Source organism: Flavobacterium gilvum (assembly GCF_001761465.1).
Taxonomy (GTDB): domain Bacteria; phylum Bacteroidota; class Bacteroidia; order Flavobacteriales; family Flavobacteriaceae; genus Flavobacterium; species Flavobacterium gilvum.
Genome location: NZ_CP017479.1, coordinates 2,487,675 through 2,502,739 on the forward strand (window position 1 = coordinate 2,487,675; position 15,065 = coordinate 2,502,739).

Here is a 15,065-nt window from a genome sequence, read left to right on the forward strand (position 1 = left end):
TTAATTTTTAATGAATTTGTGGTCAATTTTGTCATTCCGAGGAACGAGGAATCACATAACATTAAGAATCTGTGCGATTCCTCGTTCGTCGGAATGACAAACTAACTCTTGTATTTTGCTTTTATAATCAATCTACAATCCTAAAGATTCTTTTATCAATTGAAGGTTTTCTGGTGTATAATTTATTTTTAACGCTTCCTCATGTCCTTTTTCAGACATTTTGTTCCAGGTTTTCAGGATGATGTTTTTTAGTTTTTCGGTGTCGTGTTTATGAACGAACGGATCGAGGTAAAATTCAAGAAAAACCAAACAGACAACATCTTCTAATAGTTGCGTTTCTTCGTCTTTTTTAAGTAATTTTTTTTCGATCAAAAAAGAAACGCGGTCAATAAATGCATCTTCGTAACCGGCTTTTTTCAATATTTCGGAAGTGAGTTTGGCATGAAATTTTTTTAAATCCTCTCGCCATTTTAAGTATCCCACACGATCCATGGGATAAGACTCTCTTGCAATTTTCCATCGACAAATGTGCTGTGCTTTAGCCGCAATCTGAACGGCTTCGGATGCGTCTGGCTTAAAGGCCATCAGCCTTTCATACATTCTTTCGGAATATAATAACTCTTTTGGATAGGTTACATCTTGATAAATTTCGCTGTTTGGATCGGCCTCGTTTTCGGAATCAATCCACGCGCTGGCGTTCAAAAAGGGGATAGTTTTCATTTGGAATAGTATATATTCAAAGATAGTAAAGGTTTTAAAATAAAGCATGGAAAAATTTAACGAAGTTCTATGGTTTATTTTGAAACATTTACGCAAATACATTATTCTAAAAACCCAACGAATACTTCATCGCCTTCCACTTTTACAGGATAAGTGGCGATTGAGTACTCTTCACCATTCAAATTTGAGCCATCAATTAATGAAAATGTTTTTTTGTGCATGGGACAAGCAATTTTCGGGATGCCATCGGTAGAACCTGTCATTCCGCGGGATAAAACCATTTCCATTTTATGCGGGCAGGCATTTTGACAAGCATACCATGCGTTTCTTCTTTCGAAGTTAAAAACCGCGATTTGTTTGTTTTTGTACTTGATACAACCACCTCTATTACTTGGAAAATCTTTGACGTTTCCAGCTTTGAACCAAATTTTCACTTCGCTTGAGTTTACCGTTTTGTATTGGCTTAATAGTTCTTCCATGGGATTTCGTTTTGTTTTCAGTTCCCAGCCCCGCAATGAGGATTTGCAGAGCCGAGAGCGGAAAAGTTATTTTTGATTAGTTATTTCGCTAAGATTCGCAGAGTAAACGCAAAGACACTCAAAGATAAATTTTAAGAATTGTAGTGTTTTAATTTTAGATCCTTTGCGATTCTCTGTGTTTCCTTCGTTAATCTCTGTGTAATATTTTTTTAATTCGTGCCAATTCGTGCAATTGCTTCGCCTGTTCGCTATCGATAGGTTTGTGTTTTACCAAGGTCTTGGCATTTTTTGATCTCTTAACTGAACAAATTCGATATTATCATCTTTTTCATCTGTATTAACAAAGTGGCTGAAACGTTTCAATAATCTTGGTTTGTCCAATACTTGTTTCCACTCACATTCAAAAGTTCCAACCAGTTTTTCCATTTCGGCTTCCAGCGTTTCGCAGATGCCAAGGCGGTCAAAAATGATTACTTCTTTTAGGTAATCCAATCCACCCTCCAGTTTTTCCAGCCAAGTAGATGTTCGGATAAGTGGTCCGGCAGTACGGATGTAGTACATCAGGAAGCGGTCCATATATTTAATAACCGTCTCTTTGTCAATTTGTTCGGCCAATAAAACGGCGTGTTTTGGATTGGCACCACCGTTTCCGCAGATGTAAAGATTCCAACCCCCTTCAACGGCGATTAAACCAAAATCTTTCCCTCTGGCTTCGGCACATTCTCGGATACAAGCCGAAACTCCACCTTTTATTTTGTGTGGTGCACGAATACCTTTGTAGCGGTTTTCTAGTTCGATGGCAAAACCGGCACTGTCATCCATTCCGTAACGACACCAGGTGTTACCCACACAGCTTTTTACGGCTCTTAGTGATTTTCCGTAGGCGTGACCGCTTTCAAAACCGTTTTCGATTAATTTTTTCCAAATTTTTGGTAAGTCATCCAAATGAGCTCCGAATAAATCCACACGTTGTGCTCCAGTTATTTTGGTATACAAATCAAATTGTTTGGCAACTTCACCAATTACAATTAGTTTCTCGGGAGTGATTTCACCGCCGGCAACTCTTGGTACAACAGAGTAGGTTCCGTTTCTTTGAATATTGGCAAGGAATCGGTCATTGGTATCTTGGGTTGTTACGTGTTTGTTTGCCGTATCGTTGTAAATACTTGAGAAAATGGAAGCCACAACCGGTTTACAAATTTCGCAGCCATCTCCATTTCCGTGATGGTCGATTACTTCGTAGAAATTAATGTATTTGTTGATTTTTACGATATCAAAAAGTTCTTGTCTTGTGTATTTAAAGTGTTCGCAAACGGATTCTTTAACTTCTTTTCCGAGTGATTTTTGGGTAGCTTTTACGATATCCGAAACCATTGGTTTACAACCGCCGCAACCAGTAGTTGCTTTGGTTAATTTCACCACATCGTTAAAGGTTTCGGCAGTTCCGTCAATAAGAGAACAACAAAGAGCGCCTTTGGTTACATTCTCACAAGAACAGATTACCGCTGTGTCCGGCAGGTCCGAAGCGCTTCCTAGAGTCGAACCTTCACCGCCACGAGAGCCTAAAATCAAATCTTCGGGATTTGCTGGTAACGGTAAAGCGTTAGCGTAAATTTGGAACAAACCATTATAATCTGACGAATCTCCTACAAGGATTCCTCCCAACAATGTTTTTCCGTCTTTGGTGACATTGATTCTTTTATAAATACCACTGAATTTGTTTTCATAAACAATCGCAGTAACATTTTCGTTTTCGATAAAAGGATCACCAAAACTCGCAACTTCAACTCCAATCAATTTCAATTGAGTTGACATATCGATGGTTTCTCTCATCGTTTTGTCCTTTTTAAGGATTTGCTCGGCGGCAACATCGGCCATTTCATAACCGGGAGCCACAAGTCCGTAAATCATGTGGTTATATAAGGCAACCTCGCCAATGGCGTAAATATTAGGATCTGATGTTTGCATTTTATTGTTTACCATAATACCGCCTCTTACGCCTACTTCGAGGCCAGAAACTCTTCCTAGTTCGTCGCGAGGTTTTATCCCGGCCGATATAACCAGCATATCCACTTTTAGCAAATCATCATTTTCAAACATCATTCCCTTAATGCTCTCTTCACCGTCTATATATTGTGTCGATTTATTGAGATGAATACCTATGTTTAATTCTTCTATTTTGGATTGAAGCATATCGCTTGCACCTTTATCCAATTGTCTTGGCATCAATCGTGGGGCAAATTCAACCACGTGTGCGTTTAATCCTAGGTCACGAACCGCTTTAGCAGCTTCAAGTCCCAATAAACCACCGCCCAAGACAGCCGCTTCGGTTGAGCCATTGGCTTTTATTTTTTTTGCGTAAGCCATAATGGCGTCAAGGTCTTCTATGGTTCTGTACACAAAAACCCCTTCTTTTTCCACCCCTTCAATTGGCGGAACAAATGCCGCAGAACCCGTAGCCAAAACTAAGTAGTCATACGCATACGTTTTTTCTAAGTGAGTATGTACTGTTTTTTGTTCCCTGTTAATATCTGTAATTAACTCCGAAGTGTTTAATATAATATTGTGCTCTTCATACCATGTTTTAGTCGAAAGAGACAAGTCTTCAGCGCTTTTACCGGCAAAGTATTCACTCAAGTGAACTCGGTCATAAGCGCGTCTCGGTTCTTCTCCAAATACTGTAATTTGATAATTTTCTTGTCCAGATTTCGCGATGAATTTCTCGCAAAATTTATAACCTACCATGCCGTTTCCGACTACTATCACATTAATCATAATCTGTTAATTAAGTATTACTACGCAAACTTACGTATAAATACTTAATTTTAATACTTAATTTTTATTTTTTTTTCTAAAATAGAATGATTTTGAATTAAGTAGTCCGAATTATACGTAAATACGTACTTAGATTTGGGCGTGCCCCCGTAAAGAAAAGGGGCTATTTATAGTTACGCTTATACGCCCCTTTCCTTTACGGCGTCAGGCTATCCGCGCTACTTTGGTAGCTTGCTTCTATCCTTCACGCGCAATGTCATTAAGTTAAGGATAAAAACCATCGTTTTGTCATTCCGAGGCACGAGGAATCTCACTAGAGACTCACGTTATGTGATTTCTCCTCCGTCGAAATGACATAAAAAAAGCTTAACTTAATGACATTGCCTTCACGCGGTTTACCGCTAAAAAGGTGATTTGAGTATTGATTAGAAGGAAGTACGTATGAAGAAATACGTAGGGGAAAGAGTGTTTGGCTTTGAATTGTAGGAGTTGTAAATTGGGTGATTGAGAGGAGAATAAGGTAAAGCTACTTTCTTTTGCTAAAAAAAAAGAGGATGTAAAATCCTCTTGAAAATATTTCTAAAAACTTTATGATAACTCCATAGCTACAGAATCACAACTGATTTGTTCAACGGGAGTTTCATTGTAGGTACTACGTATCCAGTGAAACTATTTCTAGTGTTTATTTAAAGTTATCCTTAAAAGCACTCAAAATCTTGTCGTTTGGTGAACTAAATAGTGCAAAAATATTATCTGAATTTGCTGTTGATACTATATCAATTTTAGTTTTTTCGTGGTTTTCACTCAATGTTATTTTTATCTCTCCCCATACTGAAAACTTTTTGTAGTTTCCAGTTATATGATTTAATAGATTGTTAGTGATTATGGAAGTAAAATTTCCATTGCTTAAAGCTCTTTCAACTCTTTGTCTAATTTCTTCTATTTTCCCATTAATTTCAAATGATTCTTGTTTACTTTTTCTAATTGCCATTTTACAGAATTTTATAATTGAATTTGTCTTTTTTGTAGATTAAGAAAATAGAAATATCTTTATTTATATTATTTTTTAATTGAAGTAGTTCCGTTCTTCTTAAGTCATTCAAATAATCGCAATAATCATAGACGATTAAGTATTTAGGTACTTCATGTCTTATTTCATTCAGTTTAGAAATGTCTTCCTTTAGATATGTGAATCTTTTGGACAATTGACTATTTGTAAAACCATTACCAAATATTTTACATTCAATTAGTAATTCAGGTATAACAGAAGGTCTTTTACTTTCTAAAGTTATTTCTCCAATTACTAAATCTATATGTAATCCATCTGAATTTAAAACTCGAGTTTCGGAATGAATTTTGTTTATAACTTCGGAATTATTAGTTAAAAAACAATGAAATAATAAACTGACTAAATCAGATTCCATAATTATTTCAAAACCTGAATTTAGATAGTTTATTAAATCTTCAACTGTTAATTTTATATTCATTTTGGGTAATATTACACGCAACAAAACCTTGTCTGTTAGCAGCAGTTTTTATTTAGTATCTCGTTTTTCAATTCCAATTCTAATTCCTTCAGGTATGTGTTTTTCATAATATTCTTTTACTTTTTTCGGTTGACTTATAAGCATTTCACATATAATATTTACGAAACCAAATAGTGCATATGCAATTTCAATATTATCATTCAAGTCAATTGTCCCTGGATGAACTGCATTATTACCAACAACACGGACGCTATCGAGAGCTTGTTGCATTGCCTCTGGCAATCCTTTCCGTACTAAACTTTTTATGTCATCATTTATGTTTGTTCCTTTTTCGCCTAAATGAATACAAAGTTTTTGAACAGCAAGTCGTAAAAGTGCTGCTGCGCCACGAGGTGAAATATTTACAATGTCTTTGGCTTCATTATAATCATTTTTTATATCTTCTGGTAAATCTGGATTTGCCATTTCAACACTTCCTGAAAGTGGATAAACCATTTTGTTAACTAACCATATAGAGAAGTTTTCACAATGAGTACATTTTGCCACACTATAGTTTGTTAATGAAAAATTTTCACTCATCTGTTGTCCGTTTGGTTGAGTTCTTATGTAATTTCCAGAAACAGTTCTTGTCCAAGTTTGTTCAGCAAAGACTCCACAATTTGGACAATGAAAAGATTTTTGTTTTAATGTTGGAGCAATATGTTTCATATGTGATGTAGTGTTTTCTAAAATTGTTGCTAACATTTAAGTATGTGTGACTCTTTCATGTCTATTTAATCCAAATTGGATTTATAGACGTGATGAAATGCATATTTTTCTCAAAACCAAATATACATATTAATACTTACAAATTATTCAAGGTGTTTTATGTTTATTGAATATTTTCGTTCTTATGGGTGTGTGGGAGTGGAGGTAACAATAGGTTTGTTTTCATTTGAAATTACGATTAGTCTAATTTAGAAATCAACTACTCTTATGAAAACAATGCCCTGGCTCTGATAGAAGTGGTATCTCTCGATTTAGAAAAACAAGGCTTTTTCGGAAGTTTTTATTAATCGGGAATTAGCGAACAGTAAAGAACGAGCGAAGCGAACGGACTAAGTAAACAGCTCCAAATCATTTATAAAACTCTCCAACATGCCACAAAATCCCCGAAGGGTCATGAATAAAACATTCTTTGCCCCAAGGCATTTCCCGGATGGGTACCAATCTTACGTTTTCATATTTTGAAGGAAGATCCAAACTTAAAAGTGCTGTCCAAAATTGGTTCACATCTTCGACTTCCAAAAAAAGCATGGTATTATCTATCCAGTCTTTGACGTTGGCATCTTGCAGATAAAATCCAATTCCTTTGGTTTCGAAATAGGAGAAATTAGGAGCCAAAACGATTTCCTTGAATCCCAAGTCCTGATAAAATTGTCTCGAAATCTGAAAATCTTTGGAACCTATAAAAGGTCTGATTGATTTGGCTTTGTGGTTCATTTTTTTTTGAGTTGCTAAGTTTCATAGATTCTAAGTTACTAAGATTTTAAGTTGAGGGTCAAAACTCAGAATCTTAGTATCTTAGAATCTTAGCGACTTTATCCTTATTTTCTTTCACCCTAAAGATAACAATTTGTTCTATCAGCCAGTATGGAATAGGACGGTCCAACGGAAATTGAACAGAACCTTTTCCGCGCTTGTAATTTGCGAGTTCTTCGGTAAACTCAGTATGACCTGTGGGAGTTGCATAAAATCCAATATGTTTTTTATAGGCAGCAAAATAAACCAGAGGTCTTCCATAGGTCTTGTAGGAAGGCATTCCGTAAGAGATACTTTCGACGGCTTCTGGAGCATTTTTTGTGATGAGAACACGAATTTTTTTCAAAATTGATTGTGTTTCTTTTGGGAAAGTCTGAATGTATTCGTCGACAGAAGTATAATCAGTTTTCATAAAATATAAAAATTATTTGTGAGCGGTCTAAGCAAAGCGTTAAATAGTATTGAATCTTCAAAAATAAGAGACAAAAACATCGGATTATTATGAGAAATTGGCCAAAATTGACTATAATGTTTTAATTCTATCGTATAACTATATTATGAGTTAATATCGTAGACAAATTTTTAAACCAATGACAATAAGTTTTGATGGGGTAAAAATAAACAATCACAATTTACGAATTTTAAAATTGATTTTGGTGGTTCATTTTATTTGTATTACAGGCATTTACAGAAATAATTTTCTATCATGTAAAATTACTAATTAAAAGTAGTTAGTTCAAATTTAGAATTGTTCTAAAATGCAGTTTTGGATTACCGTTATAGTTTTTATCTATTGAATTTCTAATTTTAATAAAATTAAAATTGGTAAATTCGTTGAGAAACTTTTTAAAAACAATATACGATGGAAAACAACCACAATGGAAAAATTAGCGGGGAAGGCAAATGTCCTTTCTCTGGAGGAGCTCCAAAACAAAGTGCAGGATCAGGAACCAGAAACAACGATTGGTGGCCTAATCAGTTAAAATTAAATATTCTTCGTCAGCACTCATCGCTTTCAAATCCGATGGGTGAAAATTTTGATTATGCCGAGGCTTTTAACAGTCTTGATTTGAATGCAGTAAAGAAAGATCTTTTTGATTTGATGACGGACTCTCAAGATTGGTGGCCTGCAGATTATGGTCATTATGGACCATTCTTTATCCGAATGGCGTGGCACAGCGCGGGAACCTACCGTATTGCCGATGGTCGTGGTGGTGGTGGAGCAGGGACACAACGATTTGCACCGCTTAACAGTTGGCCAGACAATGTGAATCTTGACAAGGCGCGCTTATTGTTATGGCCAATAAAACAGAAATATGGCAAAAAAATTTCTTGGGCCGATTTGATGATTCTTGCAGGAAATTGCGCTTTGGAATCTATGGGGTTCAAAACTTTTGGTTTTGCGGGAGGACGTGCCGATGTTTGGGAACCAAATGAAGATATTTATTGGGGTTCCGAAGGAAAATGGCTTGATGACAAACGTTATTCAGGTGAACGCGAATTGGAAAACCCGTTGGCAGCCGTTCAGATGGGATTGATTTATGTGAATCCAGAGGGACCAAACGGAAATCCCGATCCATTAGCTTCGGCTCGTGATATTAGAGAAACTTTTGGTCGTATGGCGATGAATGATGAAGAAACTGTTGCGCTTATCGCTGGTGGACACACTTTTGGTAAAACTCATGGTGCTGCAGATCCTAACGAATATGTTGGTGTTGAACCTGCTGCTGCTGGTATTGAAGAACAAGGTCTTGGTTGGAAAAATTCATTTGGTACAGGAAGCGGAGAATATACAATTAGTAGTGGTCTAGAAGGTGCTTGGACTACGACTCCAACAAAATGGAGTAATAACTTTTTCTGGAATTTATTTGGGTATGAATGGGAATTAAGTAAAAGTCCTGCTGGAGCACACCAATGGAAGCCTAAACATGGTATGGGAGCCGATTCTGTTCCAGACGCCCACAATTCGTCCAAAAGGCATGCACCAACGATGCTTACATCGGATCTCGCCCTGAGAATGGATCCTATTTATGAGCCTATTGCAAGAAGATTTCATGAAAATCCAGACGCTTTTGCCGATGCTTTTGCTCGTGCCTGGTTCAAACTGACGCATCGTGATATGGGACCAATTGCCCGTTATTTGGGACCAGAAGTACCAAAAGAAGAACTTATTTGGCAAGATCCTATTCCAGCTGTAACTCATAAATTAATTGATGCCAATGATGTTGATGCATTAAAAGATAAAATTGCAACATCTGGATTGTCTGTATCGCAATTGGTTTCTACAGCATGGGCTTCGGCCTCTACTTTCCGAGGTTCTGATAAAAGAGGTGGTGCAAATGGTGGACGTATTCGTCTCGCTCCGCAAAAAAATTGGAAAGTGAATAATCCTCCACAACTGGAAAAAGTATTAGGAACACTGGAAGGGATAAAATCAACGTTCAATAGCGCACAATCTGACGGAAAACAAGTGTCATTGGCAGATTTAATCGTACTTGCCGGTGGTGTAGGAATTGAGAAAGCTGCCCAACAAGCAGGTAAAAAAGTAACTGTTCCTTTTTCACCGGGAAGAACAGATGCTTCTCAAAATCATACTGATGTAGAATCGTTTGCCGTGCTTGAGCCGGAAGCTGACGGTTTCCGAAACTATATGAAGACGCAATTCACGATTTCGCCAGAAGAAATGTTAATTGATAAAGCACAATTATTGACACTGACAGCACCAGAAATGACTGTTCTTGTTGGTGGTTTGCGTGTATTGAATATTAATTTTGATCAATCCAAAAATGGTGTGTTTACTTCAAGCCCAGAGACATTGACTAATGATTTCTTTGTTAATTTACTTGATTTTAGTACAACATGGAAAGCGTCTTCAGGTTCTCAAGAGGTGTTTGAAGGGCATGACCGTAAAACCGGAGCATTGAAATGGACAGGAACTCGTGTAGATTTAATTTTTGGTTCAAATTCAGAACTTCGTGCTCTTGCTGAAGTGTATGGTTGTTCGGATTCTCAAGATCAGTTTGTAAATGATTTTGTGGCTGCGTGGACCAAAGTGATGAACTTAGATCGTTTTGATTTGGTTTAAGCAGTTTGCCACGGATGCCACTGATTAAACGGGTTTACACTATTCAGGTTAAAGTCTAATTTTATAATTGTGAAAGGTGGTCTAAAAATAGGCCACCTTTTTTATATTAATTAATTCAAATTGCAGAAATCTTTTTTACCTGAATTGAATTTTTTTTACAATAGAATAGTTTTTAACCGCAAAGAGCGCAAAGAGTTTAGCTTTTTTGAAAACCGCAAGGTTCGCAAAGCTTTGCGAACCTTGCGGTATATTGATAAAGTTATTAAAATCTTTGCGCTCTTTGCGGTAAATAAATGAACACAAACAATAAACTAGCTTGGAATTTTTTCGATTAGAATTGCTGCGCCAGAAATATCAAAATAAGTGCAGGTCATTTCTATGATGTCAACCGCCCATTTTGCGATTCCGCATTGTCCGGCATGATTACAAAAAGTAAGGTAATCGGTTTGGCCGTCTTGGTGAATAACCAGGAATTCGATGAAGCGTTCTTTGTTTGCAAATGGTGCTACAGCGATGGTTTCGTATGTTTCATTTGCTGTCGCTCTATGATTGTCGGCTCCAAAATATTCTACATGACCATCGTGTACAAATGTATCATAACCTTGTACGCCCAACGCAATTAATTCCTGAATGTAAGCTGGAAAATCAGCTCCCGATTTTACTCTCGAGTGCGCTTCTTTTATTTGGGTAATTGTGAACATATTTTGATTTTTTTTTATTTATTATAGCTCGATAAAATCGGCTGTTTTTGGAAAAATATTGAGTGCATCTACAACAACTTGTGGAGTAGGTGTGGCTAGTTTGCGGAGTTTGGTATCCATCCAAGCACCTTCAACAGTTATCACGGCACATAGGGTGTCCTCTCTGTAAAACTCATGGACAATAGACCAGCGTGAAGCATCGGATTTCATTTTTGCCATTTTGGTTTGCATAATAATTTCGTCCGAGATGTTAATTTCTCTTCTGAAAACACATTCTTCTCTGAATAATATTGGACCAATGTGTTCTTTTTGCATCACTTTTAATGTCAATCCCAATTGATTTAAAATTTCGACACGATGTTGCGCTCCAAAATCGTAGTAAGCGCTGTGGCGTAAGTGAAAATTGGGATCCAAATCTGACCAGCGAAGAGATAGTTGTTTGCTGAATTGTAATTGGTCGTTGATGGTTTTTATTATCTTTGTATTCATTTTAAAATATTTAGGGTTATGAAAAGATTTGCAATATACGTTAGGGTAAGCACTGAAGACCAAGATTACCAAAGACAAATTTCGGACATTAAAACCTACATTCAAAAAGATAATACTATCGATTATGAAATTGATATTTATAATGAAAAAGTTTCAGGGTATAAGGAAGCCAAACAAAGACCTGAATTGTCAAAATTTTTGGATATAATTAAAAATAACCCAAAATACTATGATACACTATATATAACAGAATTAACAAGACTTGGAAGAAACCCATTACATACCCGCCAAATTGTTGAAGATTTAATTGCAAAAAAAATACAAATTTGTGTGACCACCAACGGACACAAAATGCTCGATGAAAATAGAGAACCAAATAAACATCTTATACTTGTTTTCCAAATGCTTATGGAAATTGGCGATTTGGAAGCCGATACATTAAAAAAAAGAACCAAATCAGGATTATTTCAATCGGCAAGAAATGGTAATGCTGGTGGTAGTAATTATTATCCTTATGGTTATCGGAAGAATGAGAGTAAAAAATTGGTTGTTGATGAAACGGAATCAGAAGTGATAAAATTAATTTATAACCTATATAAAGCTGGTAACGGTGTTAAGGTAATCGCTGGTATTTTAAATAATAAAGAAATACCAACAAGAACAACAAAAATAAGTATTGATGAAAATATAAAACCTCAAACAGATGGGTTTAAATGGACGGATAAAACCATATTGGAAATAATTAAAAATCCTTTGAATATGGGAAAAAGAAGATACAAAGGGGAAAAATTGAAAGATGATGAAGTATATGATGGTGAAATTACAAAAACAAAAGAAAAGGGGGTAAGATATAAAACAATATACCTTGATGCACCAGCAATTATAACTGAACAACTATTTTTAGAATGTGAAGAAATTAGACTAACTAAAACAAATAGAAATTATTTAACAACCTATAACTACTTATTAAAGGATTTGCTAACATGTGGTTGTTGTGGTAGGAATTATTTTGGAATTTATAAACCTGTTGAAAATGGACATAAAATTTATATATGTTCTTCAAGGTTAATAAAAGCTGGTAGTTGTGGTAATGCTGGGATTAATATTAGTCTTTTGGAATCAGCAATATTTGATTCATTATTATCATCTGATGATATGTTGAGGTATCTAAAAGATACCAGCATCAAAGAAGATGTTCCAGCAAAAATTGAATCACTTGAAGTTGAATTAAGTATTAATCAAAAAGACTTCAATAATATAGAATCTCAAAGAAAAAGATTATTGGACTTGTATCTTAATGATAGAATTAAAATAGCAATGTTTGATGCTAGCGAAAATGAATTAACTAAAACTGAATTGGTTTTATCAAATAAAATTAATTTAATAAAATCAGAATTATTTAATTATAATAAAATACTTGATAATCAAAATGATTCTGATTTTTCAAAATCAATGCTTATTAATGCAAAAGATAATAGAGTTGAATTAAGAGAAATTTATAATCAAATAATATCAAAGATAGTTATATCAAAAGTGGATAATAAGACCGTTTTAGCTAGTTTATTTTTGAAATTAAATGGTGTTGAAATGGCAACACCACTTAATCTATTTTTGAATACTAGAGGGCTTAAAAATGTGCCGATTAAATATCAATATAGCTCTTCTTATCAGGTGGGAACATACCAAGCTTATGATAATTTTTTAAATGATGAAAATTTTGTTATGCCATATACAATTGAAACTGGTTTAATTGATATACCAAAGCATAATTTAATTCTTATTGAAGATACTTATCCAATTGTAAAGAAATAATTTTCTACACAATAGAAAGGGCAATAAGAGGGGGTAAAATTCATCAAAATAAAAATGGGTAAATAATTAACTTAATAAAAAAACAACGCTAAAAATGCAAAAAACAACGATGGAGGTTCTTTTTGAAAGCAGATTGTTTTTTTTAATGAATTAGTATTCATATAGTTAAGTTGAGAATATAATACTGCAAACAAGCTTTACCGCTTTTACTCCAGTTGACTTTTAAAAAAAATAGAATTACAATTAACATGTATGCTACCTATTACGTCAAAGCAATATTATAAAAAGTAACGTCTATGTAGTAATAGGATTACAATAATAAGAGGGTAAATTAATATTAACTAATGACTACCAAGACAAATGAAACAAACATATACTATACATTACAAGCGTTAGAAACAAAAAATCTTACAGAATTAAAGTATCGACAACTAAAGAATAGAATCAAAGAGTTAATTAATACTAATAACAAACATATAGGCACATTAATATACAAAAAAAGTAATGTGTGGTTTATACATTATAGCGTAGTTGATTTATTTGCAGCTAAACGAGTTCACGACAAAACCAAACCCCGAGCCATTAACTACAAAAATGAAATAACTATAAATTTAGAATACAACTACAATGTAGCGTTTTATCAATTTTTAGGCACTACCATTGCAAAAATATTAAAAGGCTCTCATACCATATTTAGCGTAGAACCATCGCCAAAGATTAGCAATACTTATCATTTACATATGGGTACAACAGCACCGCACCACATTATAATAAAACGAATAAAAGAGATTGAATCAAAGACAAATATAACAATACTTAACAACCCCAATACTAATGTATCAAAGATACGCAACTTAACACAATTTGTTAACTACATCGCAAAACAGAACCAACTCATCACAAATATTTAATAATTATGGTGGTTATATAAAATGAATAAATACTTAATATAAACCTAGCCTAAGAAATTTGTTACCTGGTATATAAATTTATTGAACATGGTTCGGGGTTAAATAATCTTTGAATAATTATATTAATTATGAATCATAAACTTATTTAATTTTTTTATTATTAATTAGTATTGGTTAGTAAATAAAAAAAATATTCTAACACATAGGTTTTAAAAAAAATATAATTTGTTATATCGTTATTTGGAGTGTGTATCATTTAATATAAAACTTCAAATGTATGTATTTAGGGTGTGGATAAAAATACACTCATGGGTTATGGAATTGTATTAAATAAATTAAAATTTATGTATGCAAAAAGAGTATAGTTTATTTGCGTACAACAATAGAATGTATTACTTTTGAAGTGTTAAACTTAATAACACAATTCCAATGAAAAAGGCTAGATACATTCGAGTAAGTACATCAACACAAAACACTATCAGACAAACAATAAAACAACATAGTGATGAAATAGTATTTATCGATGTTATTAGTGGTGCGATTCCATTTAAACAACGCCCTGAAGCTAGTAAATTAACACAAGCAATAGAAGCTGGTACAATCAATTATATTACGGTAGAAGCAATTGACCGACTAGGGCGTAATACATTTGATATTCAAAGTACAATTGAATACTTAAACACAAAAAATGTAGTGCTTAAAGTTGATAATTTAGGAATTGAATCTTTAGTAAATGGAAAACCAAATCTAACGTTTAAAATGATAACGGATGTACTAGCCAATGTGGCGATGATGGAAAGAGAAGCATCCAAAGAAAGACAAAAACAAGGTATTGCAATTGCAGTTGCTCAAGGTAAATATAAAGGTAGGGTTAAAGGTTCTAGTGCTAGTGATGATGAAGTATTAAACAAGTATAAACAAACGGTTAAAGCTATTAATCAACACCCCGATTTAAGTTATAGAAAAATAGCTAGTATTTCATCTGTGAGCCTAGCAACAGTTCAAAAAGTAATCAAAATTCTAAACAAAGAATAATAAAAAAGGTAGTGTCTCACTAACTGTGTAAGTTGAAAAGTTATTCTGAA

General features: G+C 34.3%; 14 protein-coding genes. 4 read left to right on the top strand and 10 right to left on the bottom strand.

Annotation, left to right across the window (positions count from 1 at the left end):
- Positions 1–132 precede the first annotated feature (132 nt).
- The 8 genes from EM308_RS10485 to EM308_RS10520 form a co-directional block, all read right to left on the bottom strand.
- Complete coding sequence (locus EM308_RS10485; protein ID WP_035639409.1) at positions 133–720, bottom strand: DUF4202 domain-containing protein; 588 nt, start codon at positions 718–720, stop codon at positions 133–135.
- 101 nt (positions 721–821) lie between these two features.
- Positions 822–1,199 (bottom strand): nitrite reductase small subunit NirD, encoded by a 378-nt coding sequence (gene nirD / locus EM308_RS10490; protein ID WP_035639394.1) that lies wholly within the window; start codon positions 1,197–1,199, stop codon positions 822–824.
- A gap of 267 nt (positions 1,200–1,466) precedes the next feature.
- Entirely contained in the window at positions 1,467–3,974 is a 2,508-nt protein-coding gene (nirB, locus tag EM308_RS10495) for a nitrite reductase large subunit NirB (RefSeq protein ID WP_035639391.1), read from the bottom strand.
- A gap of 682 nt (positions 3,975–4,656) precedes the next feature.
- A complete protein-coding gene (locus EM308_RS10500) occupies positions 4,657–4,965 on the bottom strand; it encodes a hypothetical protein (RefSeq protein WP_035641455.1) in 309 nt (102 codons plus the stop codon).
- A gap of 1 nt (position 4,966) precedes the next feature.
- Positions 4,967–5,461, bottom strand: a complete 495-nt coding sequence (locus EM308_RS10505; RefSeq protein WP_070261827.1) for a hypothetical protein — start codon at positions 5,459–5,461, stop codon at positions 4,967–4,969.
- Between the two features lie 48 nt (positions 5,462–5,509).
- Positions 5,510–6,205 (bottom strand): DUF4145 domain-containing protein, encoded by a 696-nt coding sequence (locus tag EM308_RS10510; RefSeq protein WP_231560057.1) that lies wholly within the window; start codon positions 6,203–6,205, stop codon positions 5,510–5,512.
- 372 nt (positions 6,206–6,577) lie between these two features.
- Positions 6,578–6,943 (bottom strand): VOC family protein, encoded by a 366-nt coding sequence (locus EM308_RS10515; protein WP_035641450.1) that lies wholly within the window; start codon positions 6,941–6,943, stop codon positions 6,578–6,580.
- Between the two features lie 73 nt (positions 6,944–7,016).
- The gene (locus tag EM308_RS10520; protein WP_035641451.1) at positions 7,017–7,394 is read right to left on the bottom strand and encodes an iron chaperone; all 378 of its coding nucleotides are present in this window, start codon (positions 7,392–7,394) and stop codon (positions 7,017–7,019) included.
- A 450-nt stretch (positions 7,395–7,844) separates the two neighbouring features.
- On the opposite strand from EM308_RS10520, the gene katG reads away from it, so the two are divergent.
- Positions 7,845–10,067 (top strand): catalase/peroxidase HPI, encoded by a 2,223-nt coding sequence (gene katG / locus EM308_RS10525; protein WP_035639600.1) that lies wholly within the window; start codon positions 7,845–7,847, stop codon positions 10,065–10,067.
- Between the two features lie 311 nt (positions 10,068–10,378).
- Here katG and EM308_RS10530 read toward each other — a convergent pair whose 3' ends face one another.
- The gene (locus EM308_RS10530) at positions 10,379–10,768 is read right to left on the bottom strand and encodes a DUF1398 domain-containing protein (RefSeq protein WP_035639598.1); all 390 of its coding nucleotides are present in this window, start codon (positions 10,766–10,768) and stop codon (positions 10,379–10,381) included.
- Between the two features lie 21 nt (positions 10,769–10,789).
- Complete coding sequence (locus EM308_RS10535; protein WP_051877869.1) at positions 10,790–11,257, bottom strand: acyl-CoA thioesterase; 468 nt, start codon at positions 11,255–11,257, stop codon at positions 10,790–10,792.
- Between the two features lie 18 nt (positions 11,258–11,275).
- Between EM308_RS10535 and EM308_RS10540 the strand changes: the two genes are divergently transcribed.
- The 3 genes from EM308_RS10540 (at position 11,276) to EM308_RS10550 (ending at position 15,015) form a co-directional block, all read left to right on the top strand.
- Positions 11,276–13,069: a recombinase family protein gene (locus tag EM308_RS10540; protein WP_035639596.1), complete on the top strand. Its 1,794-nt coding sequence runs from the start codon at positions 11,276–11,278 to the stop codon at positions 13,067–13,069.
- Between the two features lie 344 nt (positions 13,070–13,413).
- A complete protein-coding gene (locus tag EM308_RS10545) occupies positions 13,414–13,980 on the top strand; it encodes a hypothetical protein (RefSeq protein WP_035639592.1) in 567 nt (188 codons plus the stop codon).
- 429 nt (positions 13,981–14,409) lie between these two features.
- Positions 14,410–15,015, top strand: a complete 606-nt coding sequence (locus tag EM308_RS10550; protein WP_035639588.1) for a recombinase family protein — start codon at positions 14,410–14,412, stop codon at positions 15,013–15,015.
- The last annotated feature ends 50 nt before the right edge of the window (positions 15,016–15,065 follow it).